The organism is Microbacterium ureisolvens, from assembly GCF_019511645.1.
Classification (GTDB): Bacteria; Actinomycetota; Actinomycetes; order Actinomycetales; family Microbacteriaceae; genus Microbacterium; species Microbacterium ureisolvens_A.
On the sequence record NZ_JAEUAX010000001.1, the window covers coordinates 169,439 to 189,009 of the forward strand.

21 protein-coding genes and 3 tRNA genes are annotated in these 19,571 nt (G+C 70.5%); 17 read left to right on the forward strand and 7 right to left on the reverse strand.

The window, feature by feature from the left end; translation table 11 throughout:
- A tRNA-Gln gene (locus JNB61_RS00800) sits at positions 1-75 on the forward strand.
- Between the two features lie 54 nt (positions 76-129).
- Here JNB61_RS00800 and JNB61_RS00805 read toward each other — a convergent pair.
- A complete protein-coding gene (locus JNB61_RS00805) occupies positions 130-1,056 on the reverse strand; it encodes an aminoglycoside phosphotransferase family protein (protein ID WP_220338486.1) in 927 nt (308 codons plus the stop codon).
- A 74-nt stretch (positions 1,057-1,130) separates the two neighbouring features.
- Here JNB61_RS00805 and JNB61_RS00810 point away from each other — a divergent pair, with 74 nt between their 5' ends.
- The 4 genes from JNB61_RS00810 (at position 1,131) to JNB61_RS00825 (ending at position 5,273) form a co-directional block, all read left to right on the forward strand.
- Positions 1,131-1,910, forward strand: coding sequence for a DeoR/GlpR family DNA-binding transcription regulator (locus tag JNB61_RS00810; RefSeq protein WP_159843704.1), 780 nt, complete (start codon positions 1,131-1,133; stop codon positions 1,908-1,910).
- Entirely contained in the window at positions 1,907-2,848 is a 942-nt protein-coding gene (locus tag JNB61_RS00815) for a 1-phosphofructokinase family hexose kinase (RefSeq protein WP_220338487.1), read from the forward strand. Before JNB61_RS00810 ends, JNB61_RS00815 begins: the two co-directional genes overlap by 4 nt.
- A 34-nt stretch (positions 2,849-2,882) precedes the next feature.
- Positions 2,883-4,940, forward strand: a complete 2,058-nt coding sequence (locus JNB61_RS00820) for a PTS fructose transporter subunit IIABC (protein WP_220338488.1) — start codon at positions 2,883-2,885, stop codon at positions 4,938-4,940.
- Positions 4,941-5,003: 63 nt separating this feature from the next.
- Positions 5,004-5,273, forward strand: a complete 270-nt coding sequence (locus JNB61_RS00825) for an HPr family phosphocarrier protein (protein WP_045297931.1) — start codon at positions 5,004-5,006, stop codon at positions 5,271-5,273.
- Between the two features lie 115 nt (positions 5,274-5,388).
- Here JNB61_RS00825 and JNB61_RS00830 read toward each other — a convergent pair whose 3' ends face one another.
- The gene (locus tag JNB61_RS00830; RefSeq protein ID WP_159843710.1) at positions 5,389-6,027 is read right to left on the reverse strand and encodes an MBL fold metallo-hydrolase; all 639 of its coding nucleotides are present in this window, start codon (positions 6,025-6,027) and stop codon (positions 5,389-5,391) included.
- Between the two features lie 117 nt (positions 6,028-6,144).
- Between JNB61_RS00830 and JNB61_RS00835 the strand changes: the two genes are divergently transcribed.
- Both JNB61_RS00835 and JNB61_RS00840 read left to right on the forward strand, forming a co-directional pair.
- Positions 6,145-6,220: transfer RNA gene (locus JNB61_RS00835), tRNA-Glu, on the forward strand.
- Between the two features lie 42 nt (positions 6,221-6,262).
- Positions 6,263-6,335 (forward strand) — tRNA-Glu (locus tag JNB61_RS00840).
- 51 nt (positions 6,336-6,386) lie between these two features.
- On the opposite strand, the gene JNB61_RS00845 is transcribed toward JNB61_RS00840, so the two are convergent.
- From JNB61_RS00845 to JNB61_RS00855, 3 genes are all read right to left on the reverse strand, one after another.
- A complete protein-coding gene (locus JNB61_RS00845; RefSeq protein ID WP_220338489.1) occupies positions 6,387-6,824 on the reverse strand; it encodes a hypothetical protein in 438 nt (145 codons plus the stop codon).
- Positions 6,825-6,960: 136 nt separating this feature from the next.
- Complete coding sequence (locus tag JNB61_RS00850; RefSeq protein WP_220338490.1) at positions 6,961-8,151, reverse strand: DUF4349 domain-containing protein; 1,191 nt, start codon at positions 8,149-8,151, stop codon at positions 6,961-6,963.
- The gene (locus JNB61_RS00855) at positions 8,148-8,705 is read right to left on the reverse strand and encodes an RNA polymerase sigma factor (protein ID WP_220338491.1); all 558 of its coding nucleotides are present in this window, start codon (positions 8,703-8,705) and stop codon (positions 8,148-8,150) included. The genes JNB61_RS00850 and JNB61_RS00855 overlap by 4 nt, the downstream gene beginning before the upstream one ends.
- 248 nt (positions 8,706-8,953) lie before the next feature.
- Here JNB61_RS00855 and JNB61_RS00860 point away from each other — a divergent pair, with 248 nt between their 5' ends.
- The 7 genes from JNB61_RS00860 to JNB61_RS00890 all read left to right on the forward strand — a co-directional run bounded on the left by JNB61_RS00860 (position 8,954) and on the right by JNB61_RS00890 (position 16,719).
- Entirely contained in the window at positions 8,954-10,027 is a 1,074-nt protein-coding gene (locus JNB61_RS00860; protein ID WP_220287337.1) for a TerC family protein, read from the forward strand.
- A 254-nt stretch (positions 10,028-10,281) separates the two neighbouring features.
- Entirely contained in the window at positions 10,282-11,754 is a 1,473-nt protein-coding gene (leuC, locus tag JNB61_RS00865) for a 3-isopropylmalate dehydratase large subunit (protein WP_220338492.1), read from the forward strand.
- 1 nt (position 11,755) lies between these two features.
- Positions 11,756-12,352, forward strand: a complete 597-nt coding sequence (leuD, locus tag JNB61_RS00870; RefSeq protein WP_220287341.1) for a 3-isopropylmalate dehydratase small subunit — start codon at positions 11,756-11,758, stop codon at positions 12,350-12,352.
- 74 nt (positions 12,353-12,426) lie between these two features.
- A complete protein-coding gene (murA, locus tag JNB61_RS00875; RefSeq protein WP_223214558.1) occupies positions 12,427-13,809 on the forward strand; it encodes a UDP-N-acetylglucosamine 1-carboxyvinyltransferase in 1,383 nt (460 codons plus the stop codon).
- A gap of 4 nt (positions 13,810-13,813) precedes the next feature.
- Positions 13,814-14,578, forward strand: coding sequence for a lysophospholipid acyltransferase family protein (locus tag JNB61_RS00880; RefSeq protein WP_308291176.1), 765 nt, complete (start codon positions 13,814-13,816; stop codon positions 14,576-14,578).
- Entirely contained in the window at positions 14,568-15,704 is a 1,137-nt protein-coding gene (locus tag JNB61_RS00885) for an NAD(P)H-dependent glycerol-3-phosphate dehydrogenase (protein WP_220338494.1), read from the forward strand. The genes JNB61_RS00880 and JNB61_RS00885 overlap by 11 nt, the downstream gene beginning before the upstream one ends.
- Positions 15,604-16,719 carry a D-alanine--D-alanine ligase family protein gene (locus JNB61_RS00890; protein ID WP_220338495.1) on the forward strand — a complete coding sequence of 372 codons (1,116 nt, stop codon included), beginning with the start codon at positions 15,604-15,606 and terminating at the stop codon, positions 16,717-16,719. Before JNB61_RS00885 ends, JNB61_RS00890 begins: the two co-directional genes overlap by 101 nt.
- 18 nt (positions 16,720-16,737) lie before the next feature.
- Here JNB61_RS00890 and JNB61_RS00895 read toward each other — a convergent pair whose 3' ends face one another.
- Positions 16,738-17,235 carry a DUF3515 family protein gene (locus tag JNB61_RS00895; protein ID WP_308291177.1) on the reverse strand — a complete coding sequence of 166 codons (498 nt, stop codon included), beginning with the start codon at positions 17,233-17,235 and terminating at the stop codon, positions 16,738-16,740.
- Between the two features lie 57 nt (positions 17,236-17,292).
- Here JNB61_RS00895 and thiL point away from each other — a divergent pair, with 57 nt between their 5' ends.
- Entirely contained in the window at positions 17,293-18,288 is a 996-nt protein-coding gene (gene thiL / locus JNB61_RS00900) for a thiamine-phosphate kinase (protein ID WP_159843729.1), read from the forward strand.
- Positions 18,289-18,293: 5 nt separating this feature from the next.
- On the opposite strand, the gene rsmD is transcribed toward thiL, so the two are convergent.
- Positions 18,294-18,857, reverse strand: coding sequence for a 16S rRNA (guanine(966)-N(2))-methyltransferase RsmD (rsmD, locus tag JNB61_RS00905; RefSeq protein ID WP_201448870.1), 564 nt, complete (start codon positions 18,855-18,857; stop codon positions 18,294-18,296).
- Between the two features lie 165 nt (positions 18,858-19,022).
- Here rsmD and JNB61_RS00910 point away from each other — a divergent pair, with 165 nt between their 5' ends.
- Positions 19,023-19,211, forward strand: coding sequence for a hypothetical protein (locus JNB61_RS00910; RefSeq protein WP_220287354.1), 189 nt, complete (start codon positions 19,023-19,025; stop codon positions 19,209-19,211).
- Between the two features lies 1 nt (position 19,212).
- Positions 19,213-19,557, forward strand: coding sequence for a hypothetical protein (locus JNB61_RS00915; RefSeq protein WP_220287355.1), 345 nt, complete (start codon positions 19,213-19,215; stop codon positions 19,555-19,557).
- Positions 19,558-19,571 lie beyond the last annotated feature (14 nt).

Here is a 19,571-nt window from a genome sequence, read left to right on the forward strand (position 1 = left end):
TGGGGTATGGTGTAATTGGCAACACGGCTGATTCTGGTTCAGTTGTTCTTGGTTCGAGTCCAGGTACCCCAGCCAAACGAAGAAACCCCCGCTGAGCGGGGGTTTTTCGTTTTCCCGGCGGCGGATGCTTCAACCCGAAGCGTCCGCGATCACCGCGGTGGCGGCATCCCGTCCCAGCGCGAAGTATGCGGGGTTGTCGTCGCTGTGGGCCAGCAGCATGAGCACGACGGCGGCCGCCCAGGCGCGCGCCCGGACCCAGGTGTCGGCGTCGTACCGAGAGCCGGTCGCGGCGATGAACGCCTCGCGCCCCGTCGTGTCGAACGCGAGCCACGCGACGGCGAGGTCATAGGCGGGATCGCCCGCGGTGACGTCTCCGAAGTCGATGATTCCCTCGAGCGCGCCGGCGTGCGCGACGAGGTTGCCGGGATGCAGGTCGCCGTGGATCCAGACCGGCGGCCGAGTCCACTCCGCCGCGGACAGGCCGGCACGCCACACGTCCCGGATCACCGCGGCGGATGCTGCGTCCAGCGTCTTCGATTCGCGCAACGCTGTGAGGCGGTCGGTGACGGCCGCGTCGCGGGCGGCCAGCGGCACGCCGCGGAAGGGGTTGACGGGGTGATCGGCGGGGGCTGCGGTATGAAGCGCCCCCAGCGCGTCCGCGAGCGTCCCCGCCCATGCGGAGCGGGCCGCGAGGGGCACATCCAGGGCGCACTCGCCCTGGATCCACGGCACCACCGACCACCGCCAGGGGTATCCGGCCGCCGGGACTCCGGCGACGACGGGCGCGGGCACCCGCACGCCGACGTGCGCGAGTCGTTCGGCGATGCCGGGAAGCACCGACTGCTCGTGCAGAACGAGCGGAGCAGCGATGGCTCGGCGGGGGAGTCGGACGGCGTGCTCATCGCCCAGTCGCCACACCTCGCTGTCCCATCCCTCAGCGACCTTCTCGAGCGGGAGTCCGGCCGCGCCGGGGAGCGTCGCAGCCGCCTGCGCCGCGAGCAGATCGCGGATGAGGCGGGCGTCGATCGTGATCTCGGCGGGGGGCTTGTCGGGCACCGTCTGAAGATACCGTGTTGTGTTTATGTGGGAGTGTGTTGTATTGTGTGGGAATCCAACGGAGGTTGTCGCACATGTACGCAACGGAGCGCCACGAGCAGATCGAGCTCATGCTGTCCGAGCACGGCCGGGTGAGCGTCGTCGAGCTCGCCGAGCGCTTCGACGTCACGACCGAGACCATCCGCCGCGACCTCGACCACCTCGAGTCTGCCGGTGCACTGCGCCGCGTTCACGGGGGAGCGGTGAGCCGCGAACGCGCCAGTACCCGCGAGACCTCGCTCGCCGAGCGCCTCGAACACCACGGCGGCGCCAAGACGGCCATCGGTCTTCGAGCCCTCGATGCCCTCGGCGCCGAATTCACGGGCTCCGTCTTCCTCGATGCCGGCACGACTACCGCGGCCGTCGCCTCGGCGCTGATTCCGCGGCTCTCGACCACGCGGATCGAGGTCGTCACCCACTCCCTGGCGCTCGGCAACTCGCTCGCGGGGGTTCCCGGCGCGTCACTCTCATTGGTCGGCGGTCGCGTACGCGGCCTGACCGCTGCGGCCGTCGGCGCCGACACGGTTCGCGCGATCGGCGCGCTGCGCCCCGATGTCGCCTTCATCGGCACCAACGGCGTCTCGGCGACGTTCGGTCTCAGCACCCCGGACCCCGACGAGGCCGCGGTCAAGCGGGCGATCGTCGAGTCGGCGCGGCGCGTGGTCGTCGTCGCCGACGCCGAGAAGCTCGGTGCCGAACTGCTCGTCGGCTTCGCGCCGCTCGCCGACATCGACGTGCTGGTGACGGATGCCGCACCCGACGAAGAACTCGCCACCGCCCTGGCGGAGGCCGACGTGGAGGTCTGGCTCGCATGATCGTGACGCTCACCGCCAACCCGTCCCTCGACCGCACGGTGATGCTTCCGGCACCGCTGCAGGTCGGCGATGTGCAGAGCGCCGCTTCCACGCGGGAAGATGCGGGCGGCAAGGGCATCAACGTCGCTCGCGCCATCACCGCGGCCGGCGAGGAGTGCGCCGCGGTGCTGCCCCTCGCCCCAGACGATCCTTACGACGCCGCGCTGCGCGCGGCCGACGTGGTCGCGCGGCGAGTGGCCATCCGCGGCAACGTCCGCGCGAACATCGCGATCACCGACCCCGCCGGCGTCACGACCAAGCTCAACCTGCCGGGCGCCCGGCTGTCGCCCGACGAGGTGTCCGCCGTCGTCGACGCGGTGGTCGCAGCATCCGTCGGCGCGCGTTGGCTGGTGCTGGCGGGCTCGCTGCCACCCGGCGTCGGCGAGGACTTCTACGTGCGCATCATCGCCGCCGTGCGCGCGGCGCGTGGCGCGGACGCCCCACTCATCGCCGTCGACACGTCCGGCTCCGCGCTGGCCGCGGTCGTCGCCGACGGCGCCCCCGACCTGATCAAGCCGAACGACGACGAGCTGGCCGAGCTCGTGGGCGTCGCGATCGACGGCTCCGACCCGCAGTCGGTGCTCCACGTCGCCCGTGCGCTCGTCCCCGCGCGCGTGGGGGCCGCTCTCGTCACGCTCGGTTCGCGCGGTGCGCTGCTCGTCGCCGCCGAGGGCGCGTGGGCCGCTGCTCCGCCGCCGATCCAGGTCGTGAGCACCGTGGGCGCGGGCGACAGCTCGCTCGCCGGATACGTTCTCGCCGCCACGCGGGGTGCCGATCAGGGAGAGCGCCTGCGTCTGGCCGTCCGGTACGGCGCGGCGGCGGCTTCCCTTCCCGGCACGAAGGCGCCGGCTCCCGCAGACCTTCCCACCGGCGACGTGCCCGTCACGCGCCTCGACTGAGCATCAACCCACCCAACGACCGCAGGAGGTCACCGTGTCCGACACCATCACCCCAGGCCTGGTGAGTCTCGATGTCCCACTGGGCACCGACAAGGCCGCCGTCATCCGCTCCCTCGCCGCACGCGTGGCCGCGCAGGGTCGCGCGACCGACGCCGAGGCTCTCTACGCCGACGCGTGGGCGCGCGAAGAGAAGGACGAGACCGGGCTCCCCGGAGGCATCGCCATCCCGCACGCCAAGAGCCCCGCCGTCACGACGCCTTCCCTCGCCTTCGCGCGCCTGAAGCCGGGCGTCGACTTCGGTGCGCCGGATGGCGCCGCCGACCTCGTGTTCCTCATCGCCGCGCCGGCGGACGCCGCAGAGGCGCACCTTGCGGTGCTCTCGAAGCTCGCGCGAAGCCTCATGCAGGAGGACTTCACCTCGGGTCTGCGTGCCGCGGCGACCGACGACGACGTGGTGGCGATCGTGCAGGCCGCGATCGGTGAGCGCGAAGCGGCCGCACCGGCTCCGGCTGCCCCTGCTGCCGATGTCGCGCCCGCCGCCGCAGCGCCCGCCGCCGCAGCGCCCGCCGCCGCGACGGGACTCGACGTCGACGGGCGCCCTGCCCGCGTGGTCGCGGTGACCGCGTGCGCAACCGGCATCGCCCACACCTTCATGGCGGCCGACGCACTCACCGCGGCCGGCAAGAAAGCCGGGATCGACCTGGTGGTCGAGCCGCAGGGCTCGAGCGGGTACCAGGCGCTTCCGGTCGACGTCATCCGCAACGCCGACGCCGTCATCTTCGCGACGGACGTCGACGTGCGGGAGCAGCAGCGGTTCGCCGGCAAGCCCGTCGTGCGCTCGGGCGTCAAGCGGGGTATCGAGCAGCCCGACCAGCTCATCGCGGAGGCCGTGGCCGCGGCGAACGACCCGGCCGCCACCCGCGTAGGCGGCGAGGCGACCGCCGCGACGGCGGCTCCGGCCGAGACACTGTCGTGGGGTGCGCGCATCCAGCGCATCCTCCTCACCGGCGTCAGCTACATGATCCCGTTCGTCGCGGGCGGCGGTCTGCTGATCGCCCTCGGCTTCCTCGTCGGCGGCGTGAACGTCGGCGACGAGGCGTTCAGCGTCATCGTCGACAACGCCCTCTGGGCGCTCCCGGCGGGCGGACTCGCGCAGTACCTGGGCTCCGTGCTGTTCGTGATCGGCGTGACCTCGATGGGCTTCCTGGTCTCGGCGCTGGCGGGCTACATCGCGTTCGCGATCGCCGACCGCCCCGGCATCGCGCCGGGATTCGTCGCGGGCGCCGTCGCTGTCATCATGAACGCCGGCTTCATCGGCGGAATCATCGGCGGTCTGCTCGCGGGCTTCGTGGCCTGGTGGATCGGTCGGCTCAACGCCCCGCGCTGGCTGCGGGGCCTGATGCCGGTCGTGATCATCCCGCTCGCGGCGTCCATCGTCGCGTCGGGGCTCATGATCCTGTTCCTGGGCCGGCCGATCGCGACGCTCATGGAGGGTCTTAACGCGTGGCTCACCGGTCTCGCGGCGACCGACGCGATCGTCCTCGTGGGCGTCATCCTCGGCCTCATGATGTGCTTCGACCTCGGCGGCCCGGTCAACAAGGTCGCCTACGCATTCGCGGTCGCGGGCCTTGCGTCGGCCTCGGCGGAGAACACGACTCCGTACTTGATCATGGCCGCTGTCATGGCCGCCGGCATGGTCCCGCCGCTCGCCATGGCGCTCGCGTCGACCGTGCTCGCACGCAACATGTTCCCGCCGGTCGAGCGCGAGAACGGCAAGGCGGCGTGGCTGCTCGGTGCGGCGTTCATCAGCGAGGGGGCGATCCCGTTCGCGGCCGCCGACCCGCTGCGCGTCATCCCCTCGATGATGCTGGGCGGTGCCGTCACCGGTGCGCTGAGCATGGCGTTCGCCGTCGAGTCCCTGGCGCCCCACGGCGGCATCTTCGTCCTCTTCGCGATCAACCCGATCTGGGGCTTCCTCATCGCCCTCGCGGCCGGAACGGTCGTCTCGGCGCTGACGGTCATCGCGCTCAAGAAGTGGGTCGCCCCGAAGGAGCTCGAGGAGGCCGAAGCGCGCGTTCCCGTGGCGGCCTGAGGCCGTCGTCCGCCAGAATCGGAATCGTCGACCGCCGAGGTCCGACACAGACAGGAGAGAACCATGGCAGAACGTCAGGCCACCATCGCCAGCAGCTCGGGACTCCACGCCCGCCCCGCGAAGCTCTTCGTGCAGGCGGTGCAGGCGCAGCCGGTCCCGGTCACGATCGCGGTCGAGGGCGGTGCCGACCTCAACGCCGGCAGCATCCTGTCGCTGATGGGCCTGGGCGCCTCGCAGGGGACCGTCGTGACGCTCAAGGCCGACGGCGACGGCGCCGAAGAGGCGCTGGACGCCCTGGTCGCGCTGCTCGAGACGGACCTCGACGCGCAGTAGTGAAGGGGAGGGTGCGGTCGCAGATCGCACAGGAGAACGTGACGACGGATGCCGCGGGTCGAAGCTGCCGCGGCATCCGTCGTCCGCGTTCCGCGGGTCCGCTTCGGTGCCCCGCTCAGATGTCGGTGCTGTCGCCGGGGTTCAGGACCAGGAGCTCGCCGCCGTCCTGCTCGGCGGCCCAGCCGAGACGCGCGCGGCCCATATCCCGGCCGGCGACCGAGAGCGTCATGTCATGCGTGCCGAACACGCGGCGTGGCGCGACGGCGAGCACGAAGTCCATCGCCTCGCCGATCTTGAGCCACGGCGCGCCGACCGGCGATGCGAGCAGTTTCACCGCACGGCCCTCCGGCACCGCGTAGGAGTCGCCCGGGTAGTAGAACTCGTCGTTCACGAGCACCCCGACGTTGTCGACGACCGGGATCGACTCATGGATCACGGCGTGCCTGCCGCCGAAGAATTCGAGGCGGAACGGCTCGACCTCGATGACGTCGCCGGGGTGCACGATCGTGATGCTGTAGCCGGCGGCCGCCTTCGAGACGCCTTCGGGTGCGAAGATCGGCGTTCCGGGGAAGGTCCCCAAGATGCGGTCCAGATGGTCGGGCGTCCAGTGGTCGGCGTGCTCGTGAGTGATGACGATCCCGACGACGCCCTCGAGTTCTCCCAGTGGAGCCGTGAACGACCCCGGATCGATGACCAGAGTGCGGCCGGAGTCGACGAGGGTCAGGGTGGCGTGCTCGAACTTGGTGACTCGCATGCGTCGAGTCAAGCGTTCCGGCGTCGCGGAGGCAAGCGAGCGCGGACGGCACTCCCGTACCCGCGTCGATTTGGAGAGGGCATGACGCCCGTGGCATAATCGAACGGTTGCCTGAACGGCCCCATCGTATAGCGGCCTAGTACGCCGCCCTCTCACGGCGGTAACGCGGGTTCGAATCCCGCTGGGGTCACCAGTCAGGCAACAACGTCGCAACCCCGGTTGCGGCGCGCTGTACGGCCCCATCGTATAGCGGCCTAGTACGCCGCCCTCTCACGGCGGTAACGCGGGTTCGAATCCCGCTGGGGTCACATCGACGCCCCGGTCCGCAAGGACCGGGGCGTCTTGTGTTCTCCGCGCGCTCAGCGGGCGCTGCCGGTATAGCGGTCGTCGATTCCCGACGCGGTGTACGTACCCGTCAGCTCTCCGGACGCCTTGACGCCTTCGAAGTCGCCCCACGCGTCGACGACCGTCCAGGTCCCCGTGGACCCCGGCTCTCCGAATCGCGCGATGAGCTGCACGGTGAAGCCCCCGCTGCCGCTGTCGCAGGTGAACTCCTTGTCGCCTTTGAAGACGCCGCCCCAGGGCGTGAACGTCGCGCGAGGGTCGACATCGAGCACCGTGCCGGTCTCGCATCCCGGGATGTTGCCCTCGAAGTCGTTCGGCCCACCGCCTATCTCGGTGTGCACCACGACGTCGACGGGAAAGCGCACCGGGGCGGCACCGGCCGCAGCAGACCCGGTGACGCCCAGGACGACGCCGGCGACGACGCCGACGGCGACTCGCGATCTGATCCCCATTTCCATTCCTCCCCACCCGGGCGCGGTGCCCGGCGTGGGGGACGCTACGCCCGCCGACAGCGGGTGTCGAGGGCATCTCCGGTTCTCCGTAGGGCGGACTCCGGGCGACTCCCTAGGGCGGCCGGCGCCGCGAACGTCACGCGGAAGAGTCGCTGGATCGGTCCGCGTCGACGGTCGGCGAAGCCGGGGTGGCAGCATCCCTCCGTGCCTGCCGTCGACCGCGGACGAGCCGTACGATGCCCCACACGATGAGGGCGGCGACGGCGGCCACAGCAAGCCAGGGGAGGAGGAACCCGAGCGCGACCACGATGCCGTTGAGGGTGGCTACGAGGCCGTTCCATCCTGCGGCGAGGCCGTCACCGAAGCCTGCGGGGTCCGCGGTCACGGGCTCGACCTCGGGCACGATGTTCACCGACAGTGTCGACATGGCGACCTGGTCGTCGAGCATCTCGAGCTGCTGCTGGTACGACTCCAGCGTGCTCTGGCGCTCCGACAGGGCCGCCTCCGCGGCGATGAGATCCGCGACGCTCTGAGCCTGGGCCATGAGCTGGGTGAGGCGGTCCACGGACGCCTGTGCGGCGTCGATGCGGGCCTGGAGATCCATGGTCTGCTGGGTGACGTCCTGACGGGACAGGTTGGTCGATGTCACCTCGCCGACATCATCGAGCTCGTCGATCACGCTCTGCAGCTGGTCGGCCGGCACGCGGACCGTGACCCACGCGCCGTCCGTCGGGGACGGGTACGGGTACGGCATGGTGTCGTAGGCGATGCCGCCTTCGGAGGGGCTGACGGGGTAGACCGTCCCGTCGCTGCCGACGCTCATCGACTCGACGTAGCCGCCGTGGGCGACAGCGGAGTTCGCGACGGCCCGCACGGCCGCGTCGACATCGTCTGCGGTGACCGTCGCCGATGCCGTGGTGATGATGTCGCGGTCTGCGGAATCGGCGTCCGCCGCCGTGTCGCCTGCCCCGGGCGCGACCGTGAGCGGCGCGGATTCGCGCGAGTCGGCGCCCGACGAGTCCGTCGTCGACGAGCCGGCTCCGGAGTCGGCCGGCGCGACCGGTGCGACGGCCGATTCATCGACGGCACCGCCGGACGTGCCCACGAGGCTCCCCACCGAAGGCGCGATGACAGCGGCCACGGCGATCACCGCCGCCGCTGCGCCGCCGGCGAGCCAGAGGCGGCCCCGGCGTGTGCGCCGGGCGGCCTGGCGGGTGCGCTCCCGCGCGATGTCGGCGAACAGCGCCTCCTCGATCTCGTCGATGCGCTCGGCGCTGAGTTCGGGGAGGGGTGCGGGGATCCCGGAGTCGGGGGGCTGGGCGTTCATGTGCTCTCCTTCACAACGGTCCGCAGACGGGTGCGGATGCGGGAGAGACGGTTGCGGACGACGCCGTGTGCCACGCCGAGCTCATCGGCGGCCGCCTGGTAGGCGTAGCCCTCGGTCGCGCACAGCCGGAAGATGGCGCGATCGAGCTCGCCCAGCCCTGCGACCTCGTTCAGGATCGCCTCCGCCAGGCGCCCGTCGATCACCTGCTGCTCGACGTCGATCGTCGACGGCACGGTCTCGTCGGCGACCGCACCGGTGTGCTCGCGATCGCGCCGTTGCCGGCGGATGCGGTTCGCGCACTGGAACCGGCAGATGGTCGCGAGCCACGGGAGCAGGGAATCGCCGGCGAGCTCGAGGTCGGGGAGCCTGCGCCACGCGACGAGGAACGTCTCCTGCGTGACCTCCTCCGCGTCGGCCGGATTGCCGACGAGGCCGTGCGCCAGCCAGTACACCGGCCGCACGTACGCCCGGTAGAGCGTGCGGAAGGCATGCTCGCTCCCGCCCGCAGCCAGCACCACGAGCTCGGCGTCGCCCGTCAGGTCGTCGTCGGCCATCCCCATCCTCCGAATTGTCTCTCACCGTGTCAGTGTCCGCATCGACCGGATCGTCTCACCGGCGCTGGTCGGCCCGCGTCGAGCCTGTATCCTGTTGCGAAGCGAGAGGGAGTATCCCGACACCGCGTATCCGTCATCACGGGTCCCGACAGAGCGACCCCGGGTGCGCACCGCAGGCCGATCGGCCCGCGGGGGAGAGACTTTCGGATTCCACCGACCCCTCGTACATCCCCTTCGAAAGGCCCTGCATGGACCTCGAACTCCCGCTGTGGTTCGAAATCGGATCCCTCGTGATCCTCACGCTGATCCTGATCGCAGATCTGCTCCTCATCCTGAAGAGGCCCCACATTCCCTCGACGCGAGAGTCGACGCTGTGGGTCATCTTCTACGTGACTCTCGCGCTCATCTTTGCCGGGATCATGTGGGTCGTCGCGGGACCGGAGTACGCCGGCCAGTTCGTCGCGGGCTGGCTCACCGAGTACAGCCTGTCGATCGACAACCTCTTCGTGTTCGTGCTGATCATGTCGCAATTCGCGGTGCCGCGGCGCTATCAGCAGGAAGTGCTGATGGTGGGCATCATCATCGCCCTGGTGCTGCGCGGCATCTTCATCATGGTCGGCGCCGCGGTGATCGAGCAGTTCAGCTGGGTGTTCTACATCTTCGGCGCCTTCCTCGTCTGGACGGCGTGGCGTCAGGCCTTCCCGGGCGGCGATCACGACGACGACGTCAAGCAGGAGGCGTTCGTCGTGCGGATGCTCCGCCGCACGATCGACATCAGCGACCACTACGACGGCGCGAAGATCCGCACGGTCGTCGACGGCAAGAAGATGTGGACGCCGATGATCATCGTCTTCGCGGCGATCGGCGTCACCGACCTGCTCTTCGCGATCGACTCGATCCCCGCGATCTTCGGCATCACGCAGAGCGCGTTCATCGTGTTCACGGCGAACATCTTCGCCCTCATGGGCCTGCGCCAGCTCTACTTCCTGCTCGGCGACCTGCTCGATCGCCTGCGCTACCTGCACTACGGCATCGCGTTCATCCTCGCGTTCATCGGCCTGAAGCTCGTCTTCCACGCCATGCATGTGAACGAACTGCCGTTCATCAACAACGGGGAGCCGATCGAATGGGCGCCCGAGATCTCGACCTGGATGTCGCTCGGCGTCATCATCGTCTCGATGCTCGTCGCGACCGTCGCAAGTCTCATCGCCTCGGCGCGGGAGAAGAAGCTGCCGGGTGCGGATGCCGCGGCCGCCGTCGTGGCGGACGAGAAGGGCACGCCTCCCACGGTGGATCACCCGCACTCGGAGGACGGTCGCTGATCTCCTTCCGCGAGACGCGACGCCACGGGCCGCCGGCTTGCGTCGGCGGCCCGTGGCGTGAGCGGCGAGGAAGACGGCAGATGACGACGGCGGGACGGACGGCCGTTTCGGCGGTGGTAGCCTGGGCACGTGCGGATCGCTCGCCTTCTCCTTAGCGGCCGCGACGAGTCCTAGTCCCAGGCCTCCCTCGTCGCGGAGTTCGTCGCGGGCCCCACCCCATGCGGGCGCAGTCCCATAGAGGAGAACGACTAGCAATGAGCACGACCGATGCATCCGGCATCCCCGACCGTCCCCGGACCCTCGCCGAGAAGGTGTGGGACGACCACGTCGTCGTCCGCGGCGAAGACGGCCAGCCGGACCTGATCTACATCGACCTGCACCTGGTTCACGAGGTCACGAGCCCGCAGGCCTTCGACGGTCTGCGCGCCGAGGGCCGTCCGGTGCGGCGTCTGGACCTGACGATCGCGACCGAGGATCACAACACCCCGACGCTCGACATCGACAAGCCGATCGCCGACCTGACGAGCCGCACCCAGATCGACACGCTGCGCCGCAACGCCGCAGAGTTCGGTGTGCGCCTGCACTCGCTCGGCGACAAGGAGCAGGGCATCGTCCACGTGGTCGGGCCGCAGCTGGGCCTGACGATGCCGGGCATCACGGTGGTGTGCGGCGACTCGCACACCTCGACGCACGGCGCTTTCGGCGCGATGGCGTTCGGCATCGGCACCAGCGAGGTCGAGCACGTGCTGGCCACGCAGACGCTGCCGCTGAAGCCCTTCAAGACGATGGCGATCACGGTCGAGGGGGAACTGAAGCCCGGCGTCTCGGCGAAGGACATCGTGCTGGCGATCATCGCCAAGATCGGCGCGAACGGCGGCCAGGGTTACGTGCTCGAGTTCCGCGGCAGCGCCATCCGGTCGCTCTCGATGGAGGGCCGCATGACGATCTGCAACATGTCGATCGAAGCCGGCGCCCGCGCCGGAATGGTCGCGCCCGACGAGACCACCTTCGCGTACGTGAAGGGCCGTGCACACGCGCCGACCGGTCAGGACTGGGAGGACGCGGTCGCCTACTGGCGGACGCTGCCCAGCGACGAGGGCGCCGTCTACGACGCCGAGGTGTTCCTCGACGCCGCCGAGCTCGAGCCGTTCGTGACGTGGGGCACCAACCCGGGCCAGGGCGTGTCCCTGAGCGCGTCCGTGCCCTCGCCAGACGACTTCGCCGACCCGAACGAGCGGGCGGCCGCCGAGCGCGCGCTCGAGTACATGGACCTCGTGCCCGGCACCCCGCTGAAGGAGGTCCCCGTCGACGCGGTGTTCATGGGTTCGTGCACGAACAGCCGCATCGAGGACCTGCGGGCATTCGCGTCGGTCATCGAAGGCCGAAAGAAGGCAGACGGCGTCCGCGTCATGGTGGTGCCGGGGTCGGCTCGCGTCCGCCTGGAGGCCGAAGCCGAGGGCCTGGACAAGGTGTTCGAGGAGTTCGGCGCCGAGTGGCGCTTCGCCGGGTGCTCGATGTGCCTCGGCATGAATCCCGACCAGCTCGCACCGGGGGAGCGCTGCGCCTCCACGAGCAACCGCAACTTCGAGGGTCGGCAGGGCAAGGGCGGACGCACCCACCTCGTCTCGCCGCTCGTCGCCGCGGCCACCGCCGTCATGGGCCGTCTGGCGAGCCCGGGCGATCTTCCCGCGCCGGTCGCGGCCGCAGCAGAGGGCACGGAGGCCTGACATGGAGAAGTTCACGACGCACACGGGAATCGTCGCGCCGCTGAAGCGCTCCGCCGTCGACACCGACCAGATCATCCCGGCCGTCTACTTGAAGCGCGTCACCAAGACGGGCTTCGAGGACGCGCTGTTCGCGAGCTGGCGGCAGGACCCGGAGTTCGTGCTCAACCAGCCGGCATATGCGGGCGCGAGCATCCTGGTCGCCGGTCCCGACTTCGGCACCGGCTCGAGCCGTGAGCACGCCGTGTGGGCGCTGCGTGACTTCGGATTCAAGGTCGTGCTGAGCCCGCGCTTCGCCGACATCTTCCGCGGCAACGCGGGCAAGCAGGGCCTGGTCGCCGGAGTGATCTCCGAGGCCGACCTGGAGGCCGCATGGGCCGCCATCGAGGCGGACCCGGGAGTGTCGATGACGGTCGATCTCCAGGCGCGCACGGCGCGCATCGGCGCGCTGGAGCTCGCTTTCGAAATCGATGATTACACTAGGTGGCGGCTTCTCGAAGGGCTCGACGACATCGGGCTCACACTGCGCGACGCGGACAAGATCGCGCAGTTCGAGGCTCGCCGAGAGGCGTGGCGGCCGCGGACACTTCCCGTTCCGTAAGCCGGGCCGGGCGCCCACAACCCGGGCGCCCGACCGTCGCAAGCCCCCTCTGCACACCAAGTGAGGACCACCGGATGAAGCCGCTCCTGAACGTCGCCACCGGCGAAAGCACCACTGCCGAAGCGGCGGAGCAGGAACTGACCGGTGAAGTCCTCGCCATCCGGGGCGGGCGACCGCTGACCGGTCGCGTCGAGGTCAAGGGCGCGAAGAACCTCGTCACGAAGGCGATGGTCGCGGCTCTCCTCGGCGAGACGGCCAGCACCCTGCGCGACGTCCCCGACATCAGCGACGTCCAGGTGGTCCGCTCGCTCCTCGAGGTCCACGGCGTGCGCGTCGAGGACGGCGAGGAGGAAGGAACGATCCACCTCGACCCGAGCGGCGCCGTGGCGGCGCACTTCGAGGAGATCGACGCGCACGCCGGGGCATCCCGCATCCCGATCCTCTTCTGCGGGCCCCTGCTGCACCTGCTGGGCGAGGCGCTCATCCCCGACCTCGGCGGCTGCCGCATCGGCGACCGCCCGATCAACTTCCACATGGACGCGCTGCGCGCCTTCGGTGCCGTCGTCGACAAGAGCTACGAGGGCATCCGGATCACCGCGCCCAACGGACTGCACGGTGCGAACATCGAGCTGCCCTACCCGAGCGTCGGCGCGACGGAGCAGGTGCTTCTCACCGCTGTGCGCGCGAAGGGTGTCACGGAGCTGCGCAACGCGGCCATCGAGCCCGAGATCATGGACCTCATCGCCGTCCTGCAGAAGATGGGCGCGATCATCTCGTACGAGCCGAACCGCGTCATCTTCATCGAGGGCGTCGACTCGCTGCGCGGTTACGACCACCGCGCGATCTTCGACCGCAACGAGGCCGCTTCGTGGGCGTGCGCCGCGCTGGCGACCGACGGCGACATCTTCGTCGGCGGGGCGCGTCAGCAGGAGATGCTGACGTTCCTCAACGTATTCCGCAAGGCCGGCGGCTGGTTCGACGTTCGCGAGGACGGCATCCAGTTCCGCCGCGGCGGGGCGCTGAAGCCCGTCGTCGTCGAGACCGACGTGCACCCCGGCTTCATGACCGACTGGCAGCAACCGCTCATCGTCGCCCTCACGCAGGCGGAGGGGGAGTCGACCGTGCACGAGACCGTGTACGAGAACCGGCTGGGCTTCACTGAAGCGCTGAACCTCATGGGCGCCGACATCGTCGTCCATCGTGACGGGATCGACGCACCCGGCCGCCGCGTCCCCCGCCGAGCCCTCGAGCAGGCGGCCGTCATCAACGGTCCCACGCCGCTGCACGGCGCCGATGTGGTCGTCCCCGACCTGCGGGGCGGGTACAGCTACGTGATCGCGGCGCTGGCCGCCGAGGGGGAGTCGGTCGTCCGCAACGTCGGAATCATCCGTCGCGGCTACGAGAAGTTCTTCGCCAAGCTCGACCAGCTCGGTGCCGACTTCGACGTCATCGGATAGCCCGGTGGCCACCGATCGTCCGCGCGCCTCGGCCGAGAAGACACGACCGAGCGTCTTCTGGCCCCTGGCCGGGCTCCTCGTCCCTCTCCTGAGCCTCCTGTTCAAGCTCGAGATCGAGGACGGCGGCAAGCTCCCCCGAGACGGGGCCTACGTGCTCGCGCCGAACCACATGAGCGAGATCGACCCGCTGGTCGTCGCACTTGCCGTGTGGCGACTGGGCCGGGCACCCCGATTCATGGCGAAGGAGAGCCTGTTCCGGGTACCGGTTCTCGGCGGGGTGCTGCGGGCCACCGGCATGGTGCCGGTCGCGCGCACCACGTCGGCAGCCGCGGCTCGCGCCACGCTGGAGGCGTCCGAGACGCTCGTGGCGCACGGTCGTGGCGTGATCGTCTACCCGGAGGGCTCGCTCACCCGGGAGCCGAACCTCTGGCCCATGCGCGGCAAGACCGGCGCGGTCCGTCTCGCGCTGGCGGGCGGCATCCCGGTCATCCCGATGGCGCACTGGGGCTCGCAGCAGGTGCTTCCGCGCTACGGGAAGCTCAAGCTCTGGCCGCTGCGCCGGCGCGTGCGCGTGATCGTCGGCGACCCGGTGGATCTCTCGGCGTACGCCGGGTCCGCGTCGTCGCAGACCGCACTCGTCGAGGCGACGGACGCCGTGATGGCCGACATCTCGAGCCTCCTCTCGCAGCTGCGCGGCGAGCCTGCTCCCGCCCAGCGGTGGAACCCGGCCGATCACGGCCAGAAGGAGACGGGTCGCCTTGAGCCGTAGGCAGGACGCCGCGCGCCCGCGCGTCGCCGTCGTCGGCGCGGGCAGCTGGGGCACGACGTTCGGCAAGATCCTCGCCGACGGCGGCGCCCATGTCACCATGTGGGCGCGTCGCCCGGAACTGGCGAGCGAGATCCAGGAGGGCAAGCGCAACAGCGAGTACCTCCCCGGGATCAACCTGCCGCGCGACATGCACGCCACCCACCACCTGTCGGAGGCGCTCGAGGGCGCCGAGCAGATCTACCTGTCGATCCCGAGTCAGGCGGTACGTCAGAACCTCAAGGCGGTGCGCCCGCTGATCGCCCAGAACGACGCTCCCATCGTGTCGCTCATGAAGGGCGTCGAGCGGCGCACCGGCCTGCGCATGAGCCAGGTGATCGAGCAGGAGCTGCACTGCGACCCGGCGCGCATCGCCGTCGCGTCCGGTCCCAACCTCGCCCTCGAGATCGCGCGCGAGCAGCCGACGGCCGCCGTGATCTCGTCGACCAGCCAGGAGACCGCCGACGCCGTCGCCCGCCGCGCGCGCAACAAGTACTTCCGTACGTTCGTCAACACCGATGTGATCGGCACGGAGTTCGGCGGTGTGCTGAAGAACCTCATCGCCGTCGCGATCGGGATCGTCGACGGGGTGGGGTACGGCGAGAACACGAAGGCGTCGATCATCACGCGCGGCCTCGTCGAGATGACCGACTTCGCCGTCGCGTTCGGGGCGCAGCACGAGACGCTGCAGGGCCTCGCCGGGCTCGGCGACCTCATCGCGACGTGCCAGTCGCCGCTCAGCCGCAACAACACCGCCGGGCGACTGCTGGGCCAGGGCTACCGTTTCGACGACGTCGTCAAGCAGATGAACCAGACGGCGGAGGGATTGGCGTCCGTCGCGCCCATCCTGCAGCTGGCGCGGGAGGTGGGCGTGCAGATGCCCATCGTCGAGCAGGTGAAGATGGTGCTCGACGGCACCATGAACCCGCGCGACATCGCGCCGCACCTTACGACCGACGACGACACCCCCCAGGGCGAGAGGACGACGAATGGACAAGCCGGCGGTGGCGGTGCTCTTTGGCGGTCGATCCAGCGAGCACTCGATCAGTTCCGCAACGGCGGGCGGGGTGCTGCGGGCGATCGATCGTGACAGCTACCGCGTGATCCCGGTCGGGATCACGCGCGACGGCGTGTTCGTCCTGGAGGACGACGACCCCGCCAAGTTCGCGCTGGACGCCGAGAGGCTCCCCGAGGTGGTCGACAACGGCACCCGCATCCTGTGGCCCGAGGTGGGCGAACGCGAGCTTCGCGTGCGCCGCGCCGACGGCACGGTCGACGACCTGGGCGCCCTCGACGTCGTGCTGCCGATCCTTCACGGCGTGCACGGCGAGGACGGCACCATCCAGGGCTTCTTCGACACGCTGGAGATCCCGTACGCGGGCGGCGGCGTGCTCGATTCGGCGCTCTGCATGGACAAGCACTTCATGAAGATCGTCCTGCAGGCCGCGGGCGTGCCGGTGTCGCCGTGGGTGACGGTGACGCAGGAGCGATGGGAGCGTGACCGGGAGGGGGTGCGGGCGGATGCTGCGGCCCTGGGTGAGCCGTCATTCGTGAAGCCTGCGCGCGCGGGCTCGAGCGTCGGCGTCTCGAAGGTCCATGACGCGTCCGAGCTCGACGCGGCACTCGCCCTGGCGTTCGCCGAGGACGACAAGGTGCTCGTCGAGTCGGCGATCGCCGGCCGTGAGGTCGAGGTCGCGATCCTGGAGGGACGCGGCGGCGGCGCCCCGCGGGCATCGCTGCCCGGCGAGATCGTGCTCACCACGCGCGAGTTCTACGACTTCGAGGGCAAGTACCTCGGCGGCGACGGCGCCGAGGTGGTCTGCCCGGCCGATCTGACCGGCGTCGAGGTCGCGGCGATCCAGGAGCTCGGCATCCGAGCCTTCCAGGCCGTCGACGGCAAAGGCCTCGCGCGCGTCGACTTCTTCCTCGCCGCGGACGGGCTGTACGTCAACGAGCTGAACACCATGCCGGGCTTCACGCCGATCTCGATGTTCCCGAAGTGCTGGATCGCGTCGGGGATGTCGTACCCGGAGCTCATCACCGAGCTCATCGAGACCGCACTGGAGCGCACATCGCAGACGGTCGGCGTGCGCGCCGCGCGCTGAGCGCCGCGATCACGAGCCTCAGGGGGCAGGTGTCGCCGCGCCCCGATCGAGGCACTGCCCGTCGACGGGCAGCACGCTCACGACGGGCGACAGTGCGTCCAGCACGTCGCGGCTCGATACTCCATCGCCGTTCTCGTCAGCGGTCGTGTCGAGGTAGATCTCCACGGCGGGCGTACGTCCGAACGTGGTGACGCGGAAGCGCGGCGCATCGGAGTCGTCGATGATCCAGTCGACTCCCGCGACGTCCTGGCAGGGAAGCGTCGTCGGCCCCGGAGGCTCGACGCCGCACGTGAGCAGCACTTTCGAAGGCTCGCCCCACGCTCCGGTCGCCTGCGCGTCGGTCCACCGGCGGGGCTGCCCGCTCACCGTGCCCGGGAGGTTGGAGGTGATCTCCGCGCACAGCGGGTCGTTCGCCGCCTCCGCGGGGTCGAGGTCGACCGTGGTGGTGCAGCCCGTCAGTCCGACGGCCGCCACCATCGTGAGGCCGAACGCAACGAGGGAGGGGAGGGCACGCACCATTCCAGGCTAACCCGGCGGCGCGGTCCGGATCGTCGGCACCGGTAGCGTGGTCGTGTGGTCGACGAGCGCAGGGATCCGACGGTGGGCGAGCTCAGCGAAGGACGCATCCTGCGCGGGATCCTGGAGCGGCTGGGCGAGTCGAACGCCCTCGTCGGGCCTGGCGACGACGCCGCCGTGATCGCCGCGGCCGACGGCCGCGTGGTGGCGACGGTCGACACGCTGGTCCACGGTCCCGACTTCCGCCTCGCGTGGTCGAGCGCGTTCGACCTCGGCTACAAGGCGGCGGCCGTCAACCTCGCGGACGTGGCGGCGATGGGCGCGACGCCCACGGCACTGCTCGTGGCCCTCGCGATGCCCGATGCGACGCGCCTCTCGTTCGTCACCGGCATCGCAGACGGCCTTCGTGCCGCCTGCCGCGACCTCGCCCCCGGCTGTCGCGTCGAAGGGGGCGATCTCACCGTCTCCGACACGCTGACGATCGCGGTGACCGCGCTCGGAGCCCTCGCCGGACGCGATCCGGTGCTGCGCTCGGGCGCCGAGGAGGGCGACCTGGTCGCGGTGGCCGGCGAACTGGGGCGCGCGTCGCGGGGTCTCGACATCCTTTTCCAGCGATTCACGGATGCCGCGGGCCACCCCATCCCCGTCGACGAGAGTCTGCTCGACCAGGCGGAGCTCGCCGATCTCGCGGCGCAGCTGCGTCCTTCTCCGCCCGTGTGGCTGGGACCCGAGGCGGCGGACGCGGGCGCAACCGCCATGATGGACGTGTCGGACGGCCTCGTGCTCGACGCATCGCGCATGGCCGCAGCGTCCGCTGTCACCATCGCCTTCGAGTCGGCGTCGCTCGGAGCCGATGTCGCCTCGGCTCTCGCGGGCGGGGAGGATCACGCGCTCCTGGCGACCTTCCCGGCGAACCGGCCGCTGCCGCGCGGCTTCGTCCGCGTGGGGATGGTGCGGCCGCGCGGCGACCACGCGGTGCTGGTCGACGGGCGGCCCCACGACGGTCGCGGCGGCTGGGACCCCTACCGCGATTGGGACGCCGGCACGGGATGACGGGGTCAGCCGGCGGTGGTCGCCCACCACATCGCCGTGTCGCCGTAGCGCTTCGAGCGGGTGGCGACGAGCCCGTCGGGAAGGGCCGGCTCAGGGGAGCGCGAGGCGCGTTCGATCACGACGTCCGCTCCGGCCGCGAGGACGGGGACGAGCAGCGCGAGCGTCGATGACAGCTCCGTCTCGCCGACGTCGTACGGCGGGTCGAGGAAGACCAGGTCGAACGGGCCCCGCGCCGAGCGAAGGAACGTGTCGGCCGACGCGCGGTGCACGCGGATCGCGGCATCCGTTCCCACGGCCTTCGCCACGCGGCTCGCGTTGCGCTGCACGATGGTCGCTGCCCGCGGCGACTTCTCGACGAGATCGGCGGATGCGGCCCCGCGACTCACCGCCTCGAGACCCAGGGCGCCCGAGCCCGCGTAGAGGTCGAGCACCGCAGCACCGCGAACAGCGTCGGCGGACTCCAGCGCTCCGAAGAGGGACTCCCGTACACGGTCGCTCGTCGGGCGAGTGCCGGCGTCCGGCACGTCGAGCATGAGCGAGCCCGCACGGCCGGCGATGATGCGCGTCACCCTCTCACGATAACGGTCCGGCGCGGTGCGGTCCCTGCGGAGCTTGCCCCTATGATCTCGGGTGGGGGAGTCGTCCGGATCCATGGGGGTCGACATGAATCGCAGCGGCATCAGGGTTTCATCGGCGGTGACCGCGTGCGTCGCGGCCATCCTCCTGCTCGCGGGGTGCGCGAGCGGCGGCGGGTCGCCTACGACATCGCCGACGACATCCCCGACCACATCGCCGACGACGTCGGCATCGCCTTCGGACTCTCCGAGCACGTCGCCGTCACCGACCGAGTCCGCGTCCGTCACGCTTCCGACGGACTGCGACAGCCTGGCGACGCCTGCGACCCGGCAGGAAGCCGTCGGTGACATGACGCTGCAGAGCAACGGCGAGGGCTTCGTGCGCCCGGCGCCCGAGGGTGCCACCCTGGTGCTGGGCTGCGACTGGATCGTGGGAGATGCCACCGGGATGCTGCTTCTCATCAGCACGGCGACGCCGGAGGCCGTCAGTGCCGCGGTGGCGGATCTTCCCGGGCAGGGTTACACCTGCCAGGTGTCGGACGACTTCGGCGCCGACTTCTGCGTGCTTCCCGGACAGGGGACCGACACCGAGGAGATGATCGTCGCGCGAGACGGGGTGTGGATTTATCTCTCCACGGTGAACCGCAACGGGCGCGCGTTCCTCTCGGAGATCGTCTCGTCCATCTTCGCGTGAGCCACGCGACGTCC